Source organism: Pelovirga sp. (genome assembly GCF_059864205.1).
Window position 1 is genome coordinate 1 of sequence record NZ_JCBCBS010000212.1, and the last position, 14,435, is coordinate 14,435.

Annotated in this window: 11 protein-coding genes; 7 read left to right on the plus strand and 4 right to left on the minus strand. The window is 55.4% G+C overall.

What is annotated here, in order from left to right:
• The 5 genes from AC6F7T_RS13175 to arfB form a co-directional block, all read left to right on the plus strand.
• Positions 1–1,681 (plus strand): 4Fe-4S dicluster domain-containing protein (locus tag AC6F7T_RS13175; protein WP_500719559.1); only part of this gene is annotated, 1,681 nt, incomplete at its 5' end.
• A 316-nt stretch (positions 1,682–1,997) separates the two neighbouring features.
• Positions 1,998–3,302, plus strand: a complete 1,305-nt coding sequence (locus AC6F7T_RS13180) for a pyridoxal phosphate-dependent aminotransferase (RefSeq protein WP_500719561.1) — start codon at positions 1,998–2,000, stop codon at positions 3,300–3,302.
• Between the two features lie 27 nt (positions 3,303–3,329).
• Positions 3,330–4,703, plus strand: a complete 1,374-nt coding sequence (locus AC6F7T_RS13185; RefSeq protein ID WP_500719562.1) for a glutamate-cysteine ligase family protein — start codon at positions 3,330–3,332, stop codon at positions 4,701–4,703.
• Positions 4,704–5,508: 805 nt separating this feature from the next.
• Entirely contained in the window at positions 5,509–7,500 is a 1,992-nt protein-coding gene (gene tkt / locus AC6F7T_RS13190) for a transketolase (RefSeq protein ID WP_500719564.1), read from the plus strand.
• Between the two features lie 571 nt (positions 7,501–8,071).
• On the plus strand, positions 8,072–8,500 hold the full coding sequence (gene arfB / locus AC6F7T_RS13195) for an alternative ribosome rescue aminoacyl-tRNA hydrolase ArfB (RefSeq protein ID WP_500719566.1): 429 nt from the start codon (positions 8,072–8,074) through the stop codon (positions 8,498–8,500).
• 196 nt (positions 8,501–8,696) lie between these two features.
• Here the strand turns inward: arfB and AC6F7T_RS13200 are convergent, their stop codons facing one another.
• The 4 genes from AC6F7T_RS13200 to AC6F7T_RS13215 all read right to left on the minus strand — a co-directional run bounded on the left by AC6F7T_RS13200 (position 8,697) and on the right by AC6F7T_RS13215 (position 13,203).
• Positions 8,697–9,746 (minus strand): 2-oxo acid dehydrogenase subunit E2, encoded by a 1,050-nt coding sequence (locus AC6F7T_RS13200; protein WP_500719568.1) that lies wholly within the window; start codon positions 9,744–9,746, stop codon positions 8,697–8,699.
• A 6-nt stretch (positions 9,747–9,752) separates the two neighbouring features.
• Positions 9,753–10,757, minus strand: a complete 1,005-nt coding sequence (locus AC6F7T_RS13205) for a transketolase C-terminal domain-containing protein (protein ID WP_500719569.1) — start codon at positions 10,755–10,757, stop codon at positions 9,753–9,755.
• 38 nt (positions 10,758–10,795) lie between these two features.
• Entirely contained in the window at positions 10,796–11,776 is a 981-nt protein-coding gene (locus AC6F7T_RS13210; protein ID WP_500719571.1) for a thiamine pyrophosphate-dependent enzyme, read from the minus strand.
• 332 nt (positions 11,777–12,108) lie between these two features.
• Positions 12,109–13,203: an NAD(+)/NADH kinase gene (locus AC6F7T_RS13215; protein WP_500719573.1), complete on the minus strand. Its 1,095-nt coding sequence runs from the start codon at positions 13,201–13,203 to the stop codon at positions 12,109–12,111.
• Positions 13,204–13,249: 46 nt separating this feature from the next.
• Between AC6F7T_RS13215 and AC6F7T_RS13220 the strand changes: the two genes are divergently transcribed.
• Positions 13,250–13,402: a hypothetical protein gene (locus AC6F7T_RS13220; protein WP_500719575.1), complete on the plus strand. Its 153-nt coding sequence runs from the start codon at positions 13,250–13,252 to the stop codon at positions 13,400–13,402.
• A gap of 366 nt (positions 13,403–13,768) precedes the next feature.
• On the plus strand, positions 13,769–14,435 hold a 667-nt coding region (locus AC6F7T_RS13225; protein ID WP_500719577.1), incomplete at its 3' end, for an oxidoreductase.

Genomic DNA, 14,435 nt, shown 5'->3' on the forward strand with positions numbered 1-14,435 from the left:
CATTGGTCAATGGGGCGGCTACTCTGACATAGTTAAAACGACCCTCGGGCCAATTATTGACGGCGTCGGCCACGAACTGCCCCTGTCAGCCATGCCGGATGACGGGACTTTCCCGACCGGTACCGCCGCTATTGAGAAGCGGAATATTGCCGTCAATATTCCGGTCTGGGATGAGAGCCTCTGTATTCAGTGTGGCATCTGCTCTTTTATTTGTCCCCATGCGGCTATTCGTATGAAGATTTACGACGAAAGTGCTCTTGCCGCTGCGCCCGCAACGTTCAAGTCGGTCACTCCCAAAGGCAAGGACATGGAAGGCAAGCGTTATACTCTCCAGGTTGCTCCGGAGGATTGTACCGGCTGTGGCGCCTGTGTTTACAACTGCCCGGTCAAGAGTAAGGAAGATGAAAAGCACAAGGCGATCAACATGACCTTCCAGGCTCCACTGCGGGTATCGGAAGCTGCCAACTTCAAATTTTTCCTGGCGTTGCCGGAGACCGATCCTGCTCTGGTAAATCGCAGCACACTCAAAGGGAGTCAACTGCTGCCGCCGATGTTTGAATTCTCCGGTGCTTGTGCCGGTTGCGGCGAGACCCCCTTTGTCAAGCTTTGCTCCCAGTTGTTTGGTGATCGAATGTTGGTGGCCAATGCCACAGGATGTTCCTCGATCTATGGTGGCAACCTGCCGACCACCCCCTGGACCACCCGCAAGGATGGCCTTGGACCAGCATGGAGCAACTCGTTGTTTGAAGATAACGCCGAGTTCGGCTACGGCATGCGACTGGCGGTTGATAAAAATACGGAATATGCTCGCGAACTGCTAGAGAGTAACATCTCCTGTGGCTGTGCTGCTTGTAAGGGAACGGCTGATCTCAAGCGCAAGATTCTTGACAGTGCCCAGGATACCCAGGAAGAGATTGAACTGCAGCGCGATCGGGTTGCCAAATTGCGGGCGATCCTGGAGAAATGTACCCACGAAACCGCCAAGCCGCTGCTGGTGAATATTGATTATCTGGTGGTCAAGTCGGTCTGGATTCACGGTGGCGACGGTTGGGCCTATGATATCGGTTACGGCGGTCTTGATCACGTTCTCGCCTCCGGTGAAAATGTCAATGTTCTGGTCTTGGATACAGAAGTTTATTCCAACACCGGTGGTCAGGCATCCAAATCGACACCGCTGGGTGCCGTGGCTCAGTTTGCCGCCGGGGGCAAGCGCCAGCCGAAAAAGGACTTGGGGATGATAGCCATGTCTTATGGCAATATCTATGTCGCCAAGGTCGCTCTTTCCAATCCGGCTCAGGTGGTCAAGGCGTTCCTTGAGGCCGATTCCTATGATGGTCCTTCACTGATCATTGCTTACAGCCACTGTATTGCCCATGGTATTGCCATGGACAGTGCGATCGAAGGCTGCAAGGAAGCGGTGGCCTCCGGTCACTGGCCGCTCTTCCGTTTTGATCCGCGTCTGGCCGATCAGGGCACAAATCCACTTCAGTTGGACAGCAAAGAGCCGACTATCTCTTTCGAGGACTATGCTCTCAAACAGAACCGTTACCGGGTACTCAAGAAAGTTGCCCCGGAAGCGGCTCAGGGGCTCATAGAAGATGCCAACAAGATCACTGCCAATCGCTATCGCCTTTACCAGCAGATGGCGGAAATGAGCTACGGCGGCAATCAAGAAAAATAGTCCTGGTTGACGTTAGATCATGAACAAGCAGGCCCCTGGTAGTTGATTACCGGGGGCCTGACTTTTTTTCAGGAGGAATCAGTGCTTGACTTCACTATGGTGCTGTGATAATCAGGCTCCAGCTTTTTCCAACGAGGGACACCCCATGAACCATCCATCTGCAGCGGCGGCACGAGCGTTGGCGGCGGCAATGATCCGCCGACAGTCTGTCCATCACCCGTGAACGGGTGTCGCCGCGCAGGTATGACAAGAATCAACCCGAGGCCATGGACAGATCGTCCGTGGCTTTTTTTCTTGTGATTTCAGGGAGAAAAAAATGCGTAATAACATAGTGCATATCGGCGCCGGTGAGCTGAGCTACGAAATTCGCGCGATTGTCACTATTGCCGAAAAAATGCAGAAACTCGGCATTAAGACCAACATGGAAAATATCGGTGACCCCATCGCCAAAGGGGAGAAGATTCCCCTATGGATGAAGGAGATTGTTGCGGATCTGGTCATGCAGGACTGTTCCTACGGTTATTGTGCCACCAAGGGGTTGCTGGAAACCCGCCAGTTCCTGGCCGATATGACCAACAAGCGCGGCTATGCCCAGATCTGTGTTGAGGATATCATCTTTTTCAACGGCCTTGGCGATGCTATTCAGAAGGTCTACGGGCTACTCAAGCGCGAAGCCCGGGTGATCGGGCCGTCACCAACCTATTCCACCCACTCCTCGGCAGAAGGTGCCCATGCCGGACTCAAGCCGGTGACCTATCGTCTGGATCCCGATAATCACTGGTACCCCAACATGGACGATCTGCGTCAATCGATCAAATACAATCAATCGGTTTCCGGCGTATTGATTATTAATCCTGACAACCCCACCGGAGCCGTTTACCCCGAGCGAATTCTCAAGGAAATCATCGCCCTGTGTAAAGAGTATGACCTGTTTTTGATCTGTGACGAGATTTATCATAACCTCTGTTATAACGGCATGAATACCCGGCCGATTTCCGATCTGATTGGCGATCTGCCGGCTATTGCCATGAAGGGAATCAGCAAGGAGGTGCCCTGGCCCGGCTCGCGTTGTGGCTGGATTGAAGTGTATAATGCGGACAAGGATGAAACCTTCAAGCGCTATATTGACAGCATTATCAACTCAAAGATGGTTGAAGTTTGTTCCACCACCCTGCCGCAGAAGGCGATACCAAAGATCCTGAGCCATCCTGAGTACCCGGTCTATCTGGCGGAGCGGCGGGATCGCTATGAGCACTATTCCAATATCGCCTATGATATGCTTAAAGGGGTGTCTGGTCTGAAGGTCAACCGCACCAATGGCGCTTTTTATATGAGTGTGGTGTTTGAGAGTAATCGGTTGACCAGTACCCAGACCCTGCCGATCAAGAGCCCGGAAGTCAGGTCGCTGGTCGAACAACTGGTCGCAGCAGCGGGAACCCAGACCGACAAGCGCTTCGTCTATTATCTGCTTGGCGCTACCGGGATCTGTGTGGTGCCGATTTCTTCTTTCTGCACCGACGAGCGGGGGTTTCGGGTGACCCTGCTGGAACGTGACGAAAAGGAATTTACCCAGATATTCACGACCCTTGCTGAAGCGATCAATACCTATCTTGAATCTTGATGGCGTGTTTTTGAAAGGCTGGGCAGAATGAGTCAACAGAAGGATCAGGCAGTGGTTGGCACCAGCGATTATATCGAGCGTCCAGCGCAGTTGGTCGACTTCATTCTGCGTGGTGCGCGCCCACGCGACGAGTGGGGGATTGGTCTGGAAACCGAAAAGCTGGTGGTCGATCGGACTACCGGTGAGGCGGTACCCTATGAGCGCATCCGCGAATTTCTGGCGCGCCTCGATGGCATTGGTGGCTGGCAGGGGGTCTATGAAGGGGACAACCTGATCGGCTTGCAAGGCAAGCGTTCGTCGGTGACCCTCGAACCCGGTGGTCAGCTCGAGCTTTCGGGCAAATTCTGCTGTGATATCCACTGCAGCTCGCGTGATTTAAACCGTTATCGCCAGCACATTGTGACTGTGGGCAAAGAGTTGGGATTGCTGTTTCTCGGGCTGGGAACCCACCCCTTTACCCGCCTTGATCAGATTTCCTGGTTGCCCAAGGGGCGCTACCGGATCATGTCGCAGTATATGCTGAAAACCGGTGATATGGGGCAGCGGATGATGAAGCAGACCGCCGGCACCCAGGTCAATCTTGATTTCTCCGATGCCGCCGATTGCTCCCGCAAGTTGCGCCTGTCCCAGCGTTTGAGTCCGGTGGCCTACGCGCTGTTTGCCAACTCGCCGTTGCTCGAAGGACAACCGAGTGGTTTTTTATCCACCCGTGGCGAAATCTGGTCGCGCACCGATAATGATCGCTGTGGCTTGATTGAAGAACTGCTCAGCCCGCCCGCCGGTCTTGCTGATTTTGTCGACTATGCCCTCGATGTGCCCCTCTACTTTATCGAACGCAATAAACAGTATGTTGATATGACCGCCAGCCGTTTTACTTTCCGCCAGTTTCTTGACAGTGGCTGGAACGCTGAACGTGCCACCCTTGGGGACTGGAACCTGCATCTGTCGACCCTGTTTCCCGAAGTACGTCTGCGCCCGCAGATTGAGGTGCGCAGTGCTGACAGTCTGCCACCACGTTTCACCCCTGCCGTTGCCGCCTTTTACAAGGGATTACTCTATAGTGAAGAGGCCCTGCAGGGAGCTGAATTGCTGCTGATGTCGCTACCGCGTGAGGAATTTGTCAGTCTCTACCGGCGCTCCTGGCGTGACGGTTTCTCAACCCGATATTCAGCTGGTACCCTTGGCGAAATCATCGCTGAATTGCTCAAGCTGGCACAAACCAGTCTGCGTCAGCAGTTTGCCGCAGCCTACAGCGGAGCTGACGAGAGTCACTTTCTTGATCCACTGGAGGAACTGGTTGCAGACCAGCAGACCCTGGCGGAGCGGTTACTGAAGCGCTGGCCGGCAACCAGGGCAGAACAGTTAAAGCTGCTGATCGAACATTGTGAGTACCGGGTATAATAAATTCGGGGTAACTATTCAGCTGCTGTCCTTTGCACAGGGTCGGGGATCCTGTGGCAAGGGTGTTTGTCGCCATGGACGGCGACAACAAGCGGTCATGGATGACGAAAAGCGTCCCTTGACATAGGATTCCCGACCCGGTGCTGAACAGATACAATTTGGGATCATAAAACAGCTCCACTGAGCTACTTAAGGGCACTGAGAAAATCAAGAAAAACCAGGTTCTATCGATGTTCTCTGTGGCTACAGCGAGGGAGGCGAGCGGGTGGTAAAAAGATTTTTTGCCGTTACAGAAGGCCAGCGGATCACCAGAAGAAATTATTTCTGCGCTCCAACTGTGCATTGCCACAGTTGTTTCCTGCTGATTCTGGATCATCAAAATACGAAAAGGCACGTGGTGTTGCGGCACGTCGTTGGTTAATATCGGAACCATCAACAGCGTGGTGTGGCAGTCATTCTGTTGATGGAGAACGCATCATACCTCCTTTCCAGTACCGGGCCAGTGTCGGACCACCTCCTCCGACCCTGGCCCATTTTTTTTGTTTTTCACTTCCCGCATAACCGCTAAAACAGCTTGAGGCCACAAGGCATCAAGATCTCCAAGAAAAACAGTCTGAGGCCTTTAGCAATAATCATAAACACCAGATTTTTTATTCTCTTGGTGGACTTGGAGTCCTGGTGGCTGATTGATGGTGTCTTTTACTGCGAGCGGTTAAATATCTCTTTCTTGAAGACTTTTACTTGATTTGTCGTGGCTAAAACTGGTTGAATACGGGGCCTTAAAAAACCGCCAAAGGAGCCGCTCATGTCCCATGTTCAATTTGCCGACCCAATCGTTCGTAAATCCATTGATACCATCCGTCTACTGGCTGCAGATGCCGTGGAAAAAGCCCAATCCGGCCATCCGGGAACGCCTATGGAAGCTGCCCCCATTGCCTATCTGCTGTACATGAAGTACCTGCGCCACAACCCAGTCAATCCCGACTGGGCCGGTCGCGATCGCTTTATCCTGTCCTGCGGTCACGCCTCAGCCCTGATCTACAGTATGCTGCATCTGACCGGCTATGATCTGTCGCTGGACGACATCAAAAACTTTCGCCAGTTTGGCAGCAGAACCGCCGGACATCCCGAATTTGCTCATACCCCGGGAGTTGAAACCACTACCGGCCCGCTTGGTCAAGGAGTGTCGGTTGCTGTTGGCATGGCCATGGGCGGTCAGTTCCTTGGTGAGCAGGTTGATGCTGAGCTGTTTAACTACCGCACCTGGGTGCTCTGTTCCGATGGCGATCTGATGGAAGGGGTTTCTGCCGAGGCAGCCTCCCTGGCAGGTCACTTGAAGCTGGGGCAACTCAACTACATCTATCTCGATAACAAAATTACCATTGAAGGCAGTACCGATCTCGCCTTCAGCGAAGATGTCGGCGCCCGTTATCTGGCCTATGGCTGGCACGTAGAACGGGTTGATGGTGAAAACCTGGCCGAAATCGATGCTGCCATGACCCGCGCCCAGCAGGACAACCGCCCCTCGTTGATTATTGCCCGCACCCACATCGGTATCGGCGCTCCTAACAAACAGGACACAGCCGAGGCCCATGGCGCACCTCTGGGCGCTGATGAGCTGGCGTTGACCAAGCAGGCCTATGGGCGTGATCCGCAAGCGACCTTTGTGGTGCCGGCTGAGGTGGTGCAGCACATGGGTTCCTGTCGTGAGCGTGGGGCAGCCCTGGAGCAACAATGGCAGCGCCTGTTCGAGAGCAAGAAAAATCAGCCGATGGTCAGCGCCTGGCAACAGGCCGCGCAGGGCGAACTGCCAAACGGTTGGGATGCCGAGCTGCCGAGCTTTGCGGCCAGCGATGGCGCCAAAGCAACCCGCCAGGCCAGCGGTGCAGTGATCAATGCCCTGGCTGCCACACTGCCGTTTCTGATCGGTGGTTCAGCGGATCTGGCACCATCCAACAATACCGAAATCAAGAAAGCCGGTTCGTGGATTCCCGGTCGCAGTGATCGTAATATCCACTATGGTATTCGTGAACATGCGATGGGGGCCATTCTGAATGGTCTGTGCCATACCCCTGGTCTGCGCCCCTTCGCCGGCACCTTTTTTGTCTTTGCCGACTATATGCGACCGGCAATTCGCCTGGCGGCGCTGATGGGGCTTGATCCTATCTATGTCATGACCCATGACTCCATCGGCCTGGGTGAGGATGGCCCGACCCATCAGCCGGTAGAGCATCTGGCCTCATTACGGGCGATGCCCAACCTGACCCTGATTCGTCCGGCTGACGCCAATGAGACGGTTGAAGCCTGGAAGGCGGCGATCACCAATCGCCGTGGCCCGACCATGCTGGTGCTGTCACGCCAGGGGCTGCCGACCCTTGATCGCAGCCGTTATGGCGCAGCAGCAGGGGTGCAGCGCGGCGGATATGTGCTGGCGCCGGAAACAGGTGAGCTGCAGTTGATTCTGATCGCCAATGGTTCCGAGGTTCAGCACGCTCTGGCAGCCCAGGAAACTCTCCAGGCTGAAGGGATCGGCACGCGGGTTGTCTCTCTGCCGAGTTTTGAACTCTTCGATGCTCAGGACGCAGCGTACCGCGAAGAGGTGTTGCCGGCAATATGCGTTGCCCGCGTAGCGATGGAAGCCGGTAGCACTTTTGGTTGGGAGCGTTATGTTGGTCTGCAGGGGCGCGTTATCGGGATGACGACCTTTGGTGCCAGTGCTCCGGCCGCTGCCCTGATGAAGCATTTTGGTTTTACTGCCGAGAACTTTGTTGCGGTAGCGAAAGAGCTGCTGGGTTAAGCAACGGCAAGGACGATTTCGATCCCGATTTGGATATAGGGCATCATACAAGCAGCAACGGGCGGCCTCAAAAAAGGCCTGCCGTTGCCGTAAATAAAGATATCTTGATTGAGTCGAAATCGACATCGGGATCGAAATCGCTATCGGCCTTGCTGTTTCCGGAGTGCGCCTGATCCCCTCAAGCCTGATAGCTCCGTCAACCCGGACAAGGTAGTCGCTCGCAAGAAGATAAAAGTTTTGTAACTATTTATCAATGTCCTTGCGCAGGGTCGGGGTTCCTGTGGTAAGGGTGTTTGTCGCCATGGACGGCGACAACAAGCGGTCAGGGATGACGAAAAGCGAGGATCCCCGATCCGGTGCTGAACAGATACGTCCCGGCTATAATAAAATCTGATTAGTACTGATCTTCCGCTGTGTTTAACGACAATGCACGTCATACCCGCGAAGGCGGGTATCCAAGGGGGTTGCTCAGATTCCTGGACTCCCGCTTTTGAAAGAGTGACGACTTTTCAGAGTAGAGCGAAAGATTGGTGCTAATCAGGAAACCTGTTGTCGGGACTGGAGTCATAGCGTGGCGGATCTTTTTATCAATGCGAATATATCCATCCCTGAGCCGGAGATTGATCTCGTTGCCGTGCGCTCGCAGGGTGCCGGTGGACAGAACGTCAACAAGGTCGCCAGTGCCATCCATCTGCGCTTTGATATCCACACCTCTTCCCTGCCCGAAGAGGTGAAACAGAAGCTGCTGGCCAGAGCCGATCAGAGGATCACCAGTGACGGTGTTGTCGTTATTAAGGCACAGCAATCGCGCAGTCAGATGAAAAATCGGCAACAGGCCCTGGCGCTGTTGCAGCGACTGATTCAGTCAACCCTGATCATCCGCCCGCCGCGCAAGAAGACCAGACCTGGTTCTGCTGCTGTCACCCGGAGACTCGACCGGAAAAAGCTGCGCGGCAACACCAAGGAACTCAGACAGAAAGTTGATGTTACACCTGGTTGATAACCGCTCTCCCTTTAAGCCGTTACCGGGCGGATATGGAGCGGCCAGCAGTTGATTTGACAAGGAACACGCCAATGTCCGCTGCCGCATCACTGCATTATAAACGCCCACGACCGTGACATCGTGGGCGTTTGTCTGTACGAGTGGCGGCATGGTAGCGAAACAGCTTGTCGCAGTTTATCCGTGGGTACCGGGGTTACAGTTGTCCCGGGTTTTCCAGCAGGCGCGTCAGTTCAGCAAGAAACCTGGCTGCACAGAGCCCGTCGACGATCCGGTGATCCGCCATCAGGGTCACCCGCATCATGGCCGCCGTCGCCATCTCACCATCCTTGACCACGACCTCATCACGGATTCCGCCAACGGCGAGGATCGCGGCCATGCCCGGGGGAACCAGGGCGGCGAATTGCTCGACGCCGAACATCCCCAGGTTGGAGATGGCAAAATTGCCGGCGGTCAGATCGGCCATGGCGATGGAGCCATCCCTGATCTTCTCGATCAGCCGGCGCGACGCGGCCGCCACCTCCTCCAGGCTGAGGGCCTCACATCCCCTGATGACCGGCATCATCAGGTCATCATCCGCTGCGACAGCGATAGCGATATTGACCTGAGGATGGAGAATGAATTCCTTGTCACCCAGGCCGGCGTTGATCATCGGATACTTTTCCATCGCCCTGGCGCAGGCCTTGGTGACGATGTCATTGAGGGAAATGGCCTGGCCGGCCTCCTTGCGTTGCGCCCGCAGACGTTTGGCGGCCCCCATGTCAATGGCCGCGGTGACTGGAAACTGCGGAATCGACCATGACGCAACGACGGTTTTCGCGATGGCGGCGCGCATTTTAGAAACCGGCAGGGTGGCTGACGCCTCCATGTCCCTGCTATCGGGCCCGGTGTCATCCGCGCCAGCCTGCTCTTCACCCGGCGCCTCTATAGCCGTAACCGGCGCTGCGTCACCTCCGTAGCGGGCGATAAAGGCATCGATCTCCTCGTCGGTCACATCCGCGTCAGCGATAATTCCGATCAATGCCTGAATCGGATAATCCTCGCCTTCCTCGCCGATAATACGCCGGAGAACGCCGGCTACCGGGCTTTCAATCGCCTGGACGATCTTGTCGCTGGAAATCTCCACCACCTCGCTGTCGACTTCAACCTCATCCCCTTCGGCCATCAGCCAGGCGTCGATCGACCCTTCTTCCATGGTCAATCCCCATTTCGGAATCGTCAGGGGAAAAATCTTCCTGTCACCCATAGTCTTTTACTCCATTGTCTGGCGCACTGCCGCTTCAACCTTGGCAGCACTGGGGAGGTATGCTGTTTCGAGATTTCTGGCAAAGGGAACCGGAACAAAGGGCGGTGTGACCATCTGCGGCGCTGCCTTTAGTGAGGAGAAAACCTCCTGGGCCGTCATCGCGACGATATCGGCGGCGAAGCCGCAGCGGCTGCTGTCCTCGTCGACGACAACAAGTCGCCCGGTCTTTTTTACACTGGAGAAGATCGCATCTTGATCCAGCGGGGAGGTGGTGCGCGGATCGATGATGGTGCAGCTGATGCCATCCTTTTCGAGCTGTTTGGCGGCCTTGGTCGCGACACTCACCATCAGGCCCAGGGCGACGATGGTGACGTCTTTTCCTTCCTGGAGAATGTTGGCCTTGCCCAGGGGGATCCGGTAATGCTCTTCCGGCACATCCCCCTTCGTGGTGTACAGGGCCTTGTGTTCGAAGAAGATGCAGGGGTCATCGTCCTGGATGGCCGTGGCCAGCAGGCCTTTGGCATCGTAAGCATTCGAGGGAACAATGCACTTCAGCCCGGGGACATGGGTGAAGATCGAATAGGGGCTCTGCGAATGCTGGGCGGCGGCACAGAAACCGGCACCGATAATGGTGCGGATGGTCACCGGCGTAACCGCCTTGCCACCGAACATGTAGCGGAACTTGGCAGCCTGGTTATAGAGCTGGTCGAAACAGACGCCGAGAAAATCGGCAAACATCAGCTCGCCAATGGCCCGCATGCCGCAGGCCGAGGCCCCGACGGCAGCGCCGATGTAGGAGGACTCGGAAATCGGCGCATCAAAAACCCGCTCCGGGAACTGATGATAAAGACCCTTGGTCACTCCCAGCACGCCACCCCAGGAATCGCGTTCCTGGCCCGTACCCGCCGAGCCGGCAACGTCCAGCCCCATCAGGATAACCGTCTCGTCCCTTTCCATCTCCAGGCGAATCGCTTCGTTAATAGCCTCCTTGAACATGATTTTCCTCGCCATGACTTTGTCCTTTCTTTTTATGTCAAACGTTACAAAGATCAATATGAGACATATACATCGGTGAACAGGGATTCGGGATCAGGATCAGGGGCGGCTTTGGCCGCCGTGACAGCACTGTCTACCTGGGCCCGAACCTCCTTGTCGATCTTTTCCAGTTCGACACTGTCAATCAGGTCGGCAGCCACAACCGCGGCCGCAAAACGCTTGAGAGGGTCATTGTTAGCGCGGGCGTCCTTTATTTCTCCCTTGGGTCGATAGGTCTGAGCGTCCCCCTCGAAGTGACCGTAATAACGCAATGTCTTGCACTCAACAAAAGACGGACCACCACCTTTGCGGGCCCGCTCTATGGCTTCGCCCGCTGCTTCGTAAACAGCAAAAAAATCGTTACCGTCAACAGTAATAGCCGGCATGCCGAAGCCCCGGGCACGGTCTGAAATATTCTCGGTACCGACACGAGCCGTGTATTTGGGTGAGGTTGACTCAGCATAACCATTGTTCTCCAGCACAAAAATCACCGGCAAATCCCAGGTGACAGCGAGGTTCATGGATTCAAAGTTGGTTCCCTGGTTTGCGGCTCCATCGCCGAAAAAGACTACCGAGACGCTGCCATCCTTGCGCAGCTTGGAGGCTAATCCTGCCCCACAGGCCAGCGGCGGACCGGCGCCGACGATGCCGTTGGCACCGAGCATGCCGACATCGAGGTCAGCGATGTGCATTGACCCTCCCTTGCCTCCGCAGGTTCCGGTTTTTCTTCCGTAGATTTCCGCCATCATCCCCATCAAGTCGACCCCCTTGGCAATGCAGTGTCCGTGTCCGCGATGGGTGCTGGAGATGCGATCCTTGTTACTGAGGTGTTCGCAAAAACCGACGGCAACGGCCTCTTCCCCGGCATACAGATGGACGAACCCGGGGATTTCTCCGGTGGCAAACTCGCTATGAATACGCTCCTCGAATTCACGGATCTGGCGCATCTTGCGATAGGCCTTGAGTAAAGCTTCCTTCGACATTTGCCCGCTCATGTGGATCTCCTTTCCCTCTGGATTGAAGTGGCATTGCATGACCAATTTGCAATCTTGGTCAACGTCGATAACTCCCTCTCTCAAAGATAGCCGCAAATCGCCAACTATCAAGGAGACAGCAACTGTCGGCACAGATTTAGCCGGTTTGGCTAAATAGTGTTTCTGGTTCCGCTGAATTTGGCAGCGGCTGCTGTTCTAGCGGCCTGGGTGGAAAGACCGCAGCGGCAAAGACAACGCGAGACATTTAACGTTCGTAACTATTCACCACCCACTGGGCCTGGTAGCCCCGATCCCGTGCTGAACAGATACTCACGTTCTAATAGAGATTCACCTCAGGACCTCTCATTTGCTGAGGGTCTTTGTCCCAACCGCTCCTTTGTGCTCTCGGAGGACAGACAATATAAAAATCCGCGTTCTGCAGCCAGGTTCAGCACATGTGGAACATCAACAGTGAGAGGGCCATTGAGGTCCAGCCAGATCTTTACGCTGGAGCACTGGCGCAGGGTGAACTCCCGTTCTCCATCGAGGGAAACCATACCGGTCAATTTTTTCAGGGAAATGACATCAAAAGGTTGCAGCGTATGAACCTCAGCAATTCCCACGGGCAGAATAAGTCCTGGCGCGATTGGGGCATGCAACGTCAGGATGCCCTGCCCGGGTGGGCAGAGAACCAGGTGCAGCCCATCGCTGCTTTCCCGTGGTATATGCCTGACGTATCCGGCGACGGCTGACCAGCCAATCGCATCGGTCCGGGCAAAAGGTACAAAAATCTCCCGCACCCGCTCCGGCTGCCACACTGCACGACTGCCGATCCACATGTCATCCGTCAGGCACAGATCAACCAGTGCCAGGTCCCGGCAACCTTCGTCGATCTCAACCCGAAGCACCTTGTTGCGTTTTGTCGCCTCACTGACCGCTATGGCGCCGGTTGCCACCAGCCCGGCAGCGATCCCGGCGACTGTCGCTTCCTGGAAATAAGGAAAGGTGTTGTTGGTGCCCGTCGATAGAGCCACCATAGGAATATCTGCACAGCCGCCGGCAACCAGCCGGTGGGTGCCATCCCCGCCCAGTACAACAATGAGACGCACCCCGGCTTTAATCATCAGATCCACGGCGCGCAGGGTGTCGATGGCCTTTTCTTCGACCGGCATATCAAGCAGCACGATCTCCGGCCAGTTTTCCCCGAGAGCTGCCGACCCCTGGTCCCGGTTGCGCAACAAACTACCGGCGATACCTGAATGATCAGGAATCAGGTAGACTTTTTCAACCCCCGGAACCCGCATGCCCAGGCAGAGTCTGCGGACGATATTGGTTTTTTCGGAAATGGAACAACCCGAGGCGGCACTGATAAGCCGTCTGATATCCTGCCCGGAAGCCGGGTTCGCAATAATTCCTACCGCACTGCTGGCGACCACGTCACTGTTCATGCATCGGTCCTTTGCTGTCATGATCGAACGGCGCGGATCCGGACAGATGTTTATTGAGCATTCACCTTTCTTGTTCCGCTACCCGGAGCGAGAAAAAACCGGAAAAATGATTGAAAAGGCCGTTCCTCACCCCTTCTACCGTTCGGCGGCGGCTGATGGCTTCTCAGCTCAGGCGTTTGTCGATTCTCCTCAACTTTAACCTCTCGCAGCGGCATGTCAAATGGGGTGCGGGAGGGACAGGGGGGGGCGACCAGCCATGCCGATATTTTTCAGACCTGCGTGGTCGCACCAGGATGTTCAGATAAAATATTGATCTTGCATCCTGATAAACATCCTCTCCTCTTTTGCAGCGCCACATGGTAGATAAGAAACAATCAGTCGTTGTGTTAGTTGTATTTAGCGGGGGAGTTCTTCATCTCTGCTATATTATTGATGAAACACCCTCCTGTCCTGCCGCAGGCAGGCTATTTCTCTGGTTCAGGAGATTTTCAAGACCTGGTTTTCCGGACCCGACAAGAAAAACATCAGGAAACTCCGGCACTCGCCGCATTGTGGAGGAAAAGATATGAGCGCACTTTTTTCAACCTGGTCATCACGTGCCCTGACGTTAAAGAATCGGATTTGTTTGTCGCCCATGTGCCAGTATTCCTGCACTGACGGTCTCGTCAACGATTGGCATCTGGTCCATCTGGGTAGCCGCGCCGCCGGTGGGGCGGCACTGGTGATGACGGAAGCAACAGCGGTATTACCCGAAGGGCGGATCAGTCCAGCGGATTGTGGCTTGTGGAATGATGAGCAGGCTGCCGCTTTGTCACCCATCGTCCGCTTTATCAGCGAGCGTGGGGCTGTTCCAGCCATTCAACTCGGGCATGCCGGGCGCAAGGCATCGGTGTCGCCGCCGTGGCGTGGTGGAATTCCGGTCCCTGCGGCAGCTGGCGGCTGGCAGCCGCTGGCGCCGAGTCCGATCCCCTTCAGCCCATCAGCGGTGACCCCAACCGAACTTACCGGCAATCAGCTGGAACAGATAGCCGAGGCATTTGTTGCTGCTGCCGGGCGGGCCCTGCGGGCCGGTTTTCGGGTGGTCGAGGTCCACATGGCCCATGGCTATCTGCTGCATGAATTTCTTTCTCCACTGACCAATCAGCGCACCGACAATTTTGGTGGAAGTCTCAATAATCGCCTGCGTTTCCCTTTGGAGGTAGCGCAGCGGGTGAGAGCGACCTGGCCGGAAG

Bases quoted from the DNA above. Each gene is read 5' to 3' on its own strand.
- AC6F7T_RS13200 (WP_500719568.1), bottom strand. From the start codon at position 9,746: ATGGGTGACAGGAAGATTTTTCCCCTGACGATTCCGAAATGGGGATTG.
- AC6F7T_RS13210 (WP_500719571.1), bottom strand. From the start codon at position 11,776: ATGAGCGGGCAAATGTCGAAGGAAGCTTTACTCAAGGCCTATCGCAAG.
- AC6F7T_RS13180 (WP_500719561.1), top strand. From the start codon at position 1,998: ATGCGTAATAACATAGTGCATATCGGCGCCGGTGAGCTGAGCTACGAA.
- tkt (WP_500719564.1), top strand. From the start codon at position 5,509: ATGTCCCATGTTCAATTTGCCGACCCAATCGTTCGTAAATCCATTGAT.
- AC6F7T_RS13205 (WP_500719569.1), bottom strand. From the start codon at position 10,757: ATGGCGAGGAAAATCATGTTCAAGGAGGCTATTAACGAAGCGATTCGC.
- AC6F7T_RS13215 (WP_500719573.1), bottom strand. From the start codon at position 13,203: ATGAACAGTGACGTGGTCGCCAGCAGTGCGGTAGGAATTATTGCGAAC.
- AC6F7T_RS13185 (WP_500719562.1), top strand. From the start codon at position 3,330: ATGAGTCAACAGAAGGATCAGGCAGTGGTTGGCACCAGCGATTATATC.
- AC6F7T_RS13220 (WP_500719575.1), top strand. From the start codon at position 13,250: ATGTTTATTGAGCATTCACCTTTCTTGTTCCGCTACCCGGAGCGAGAA.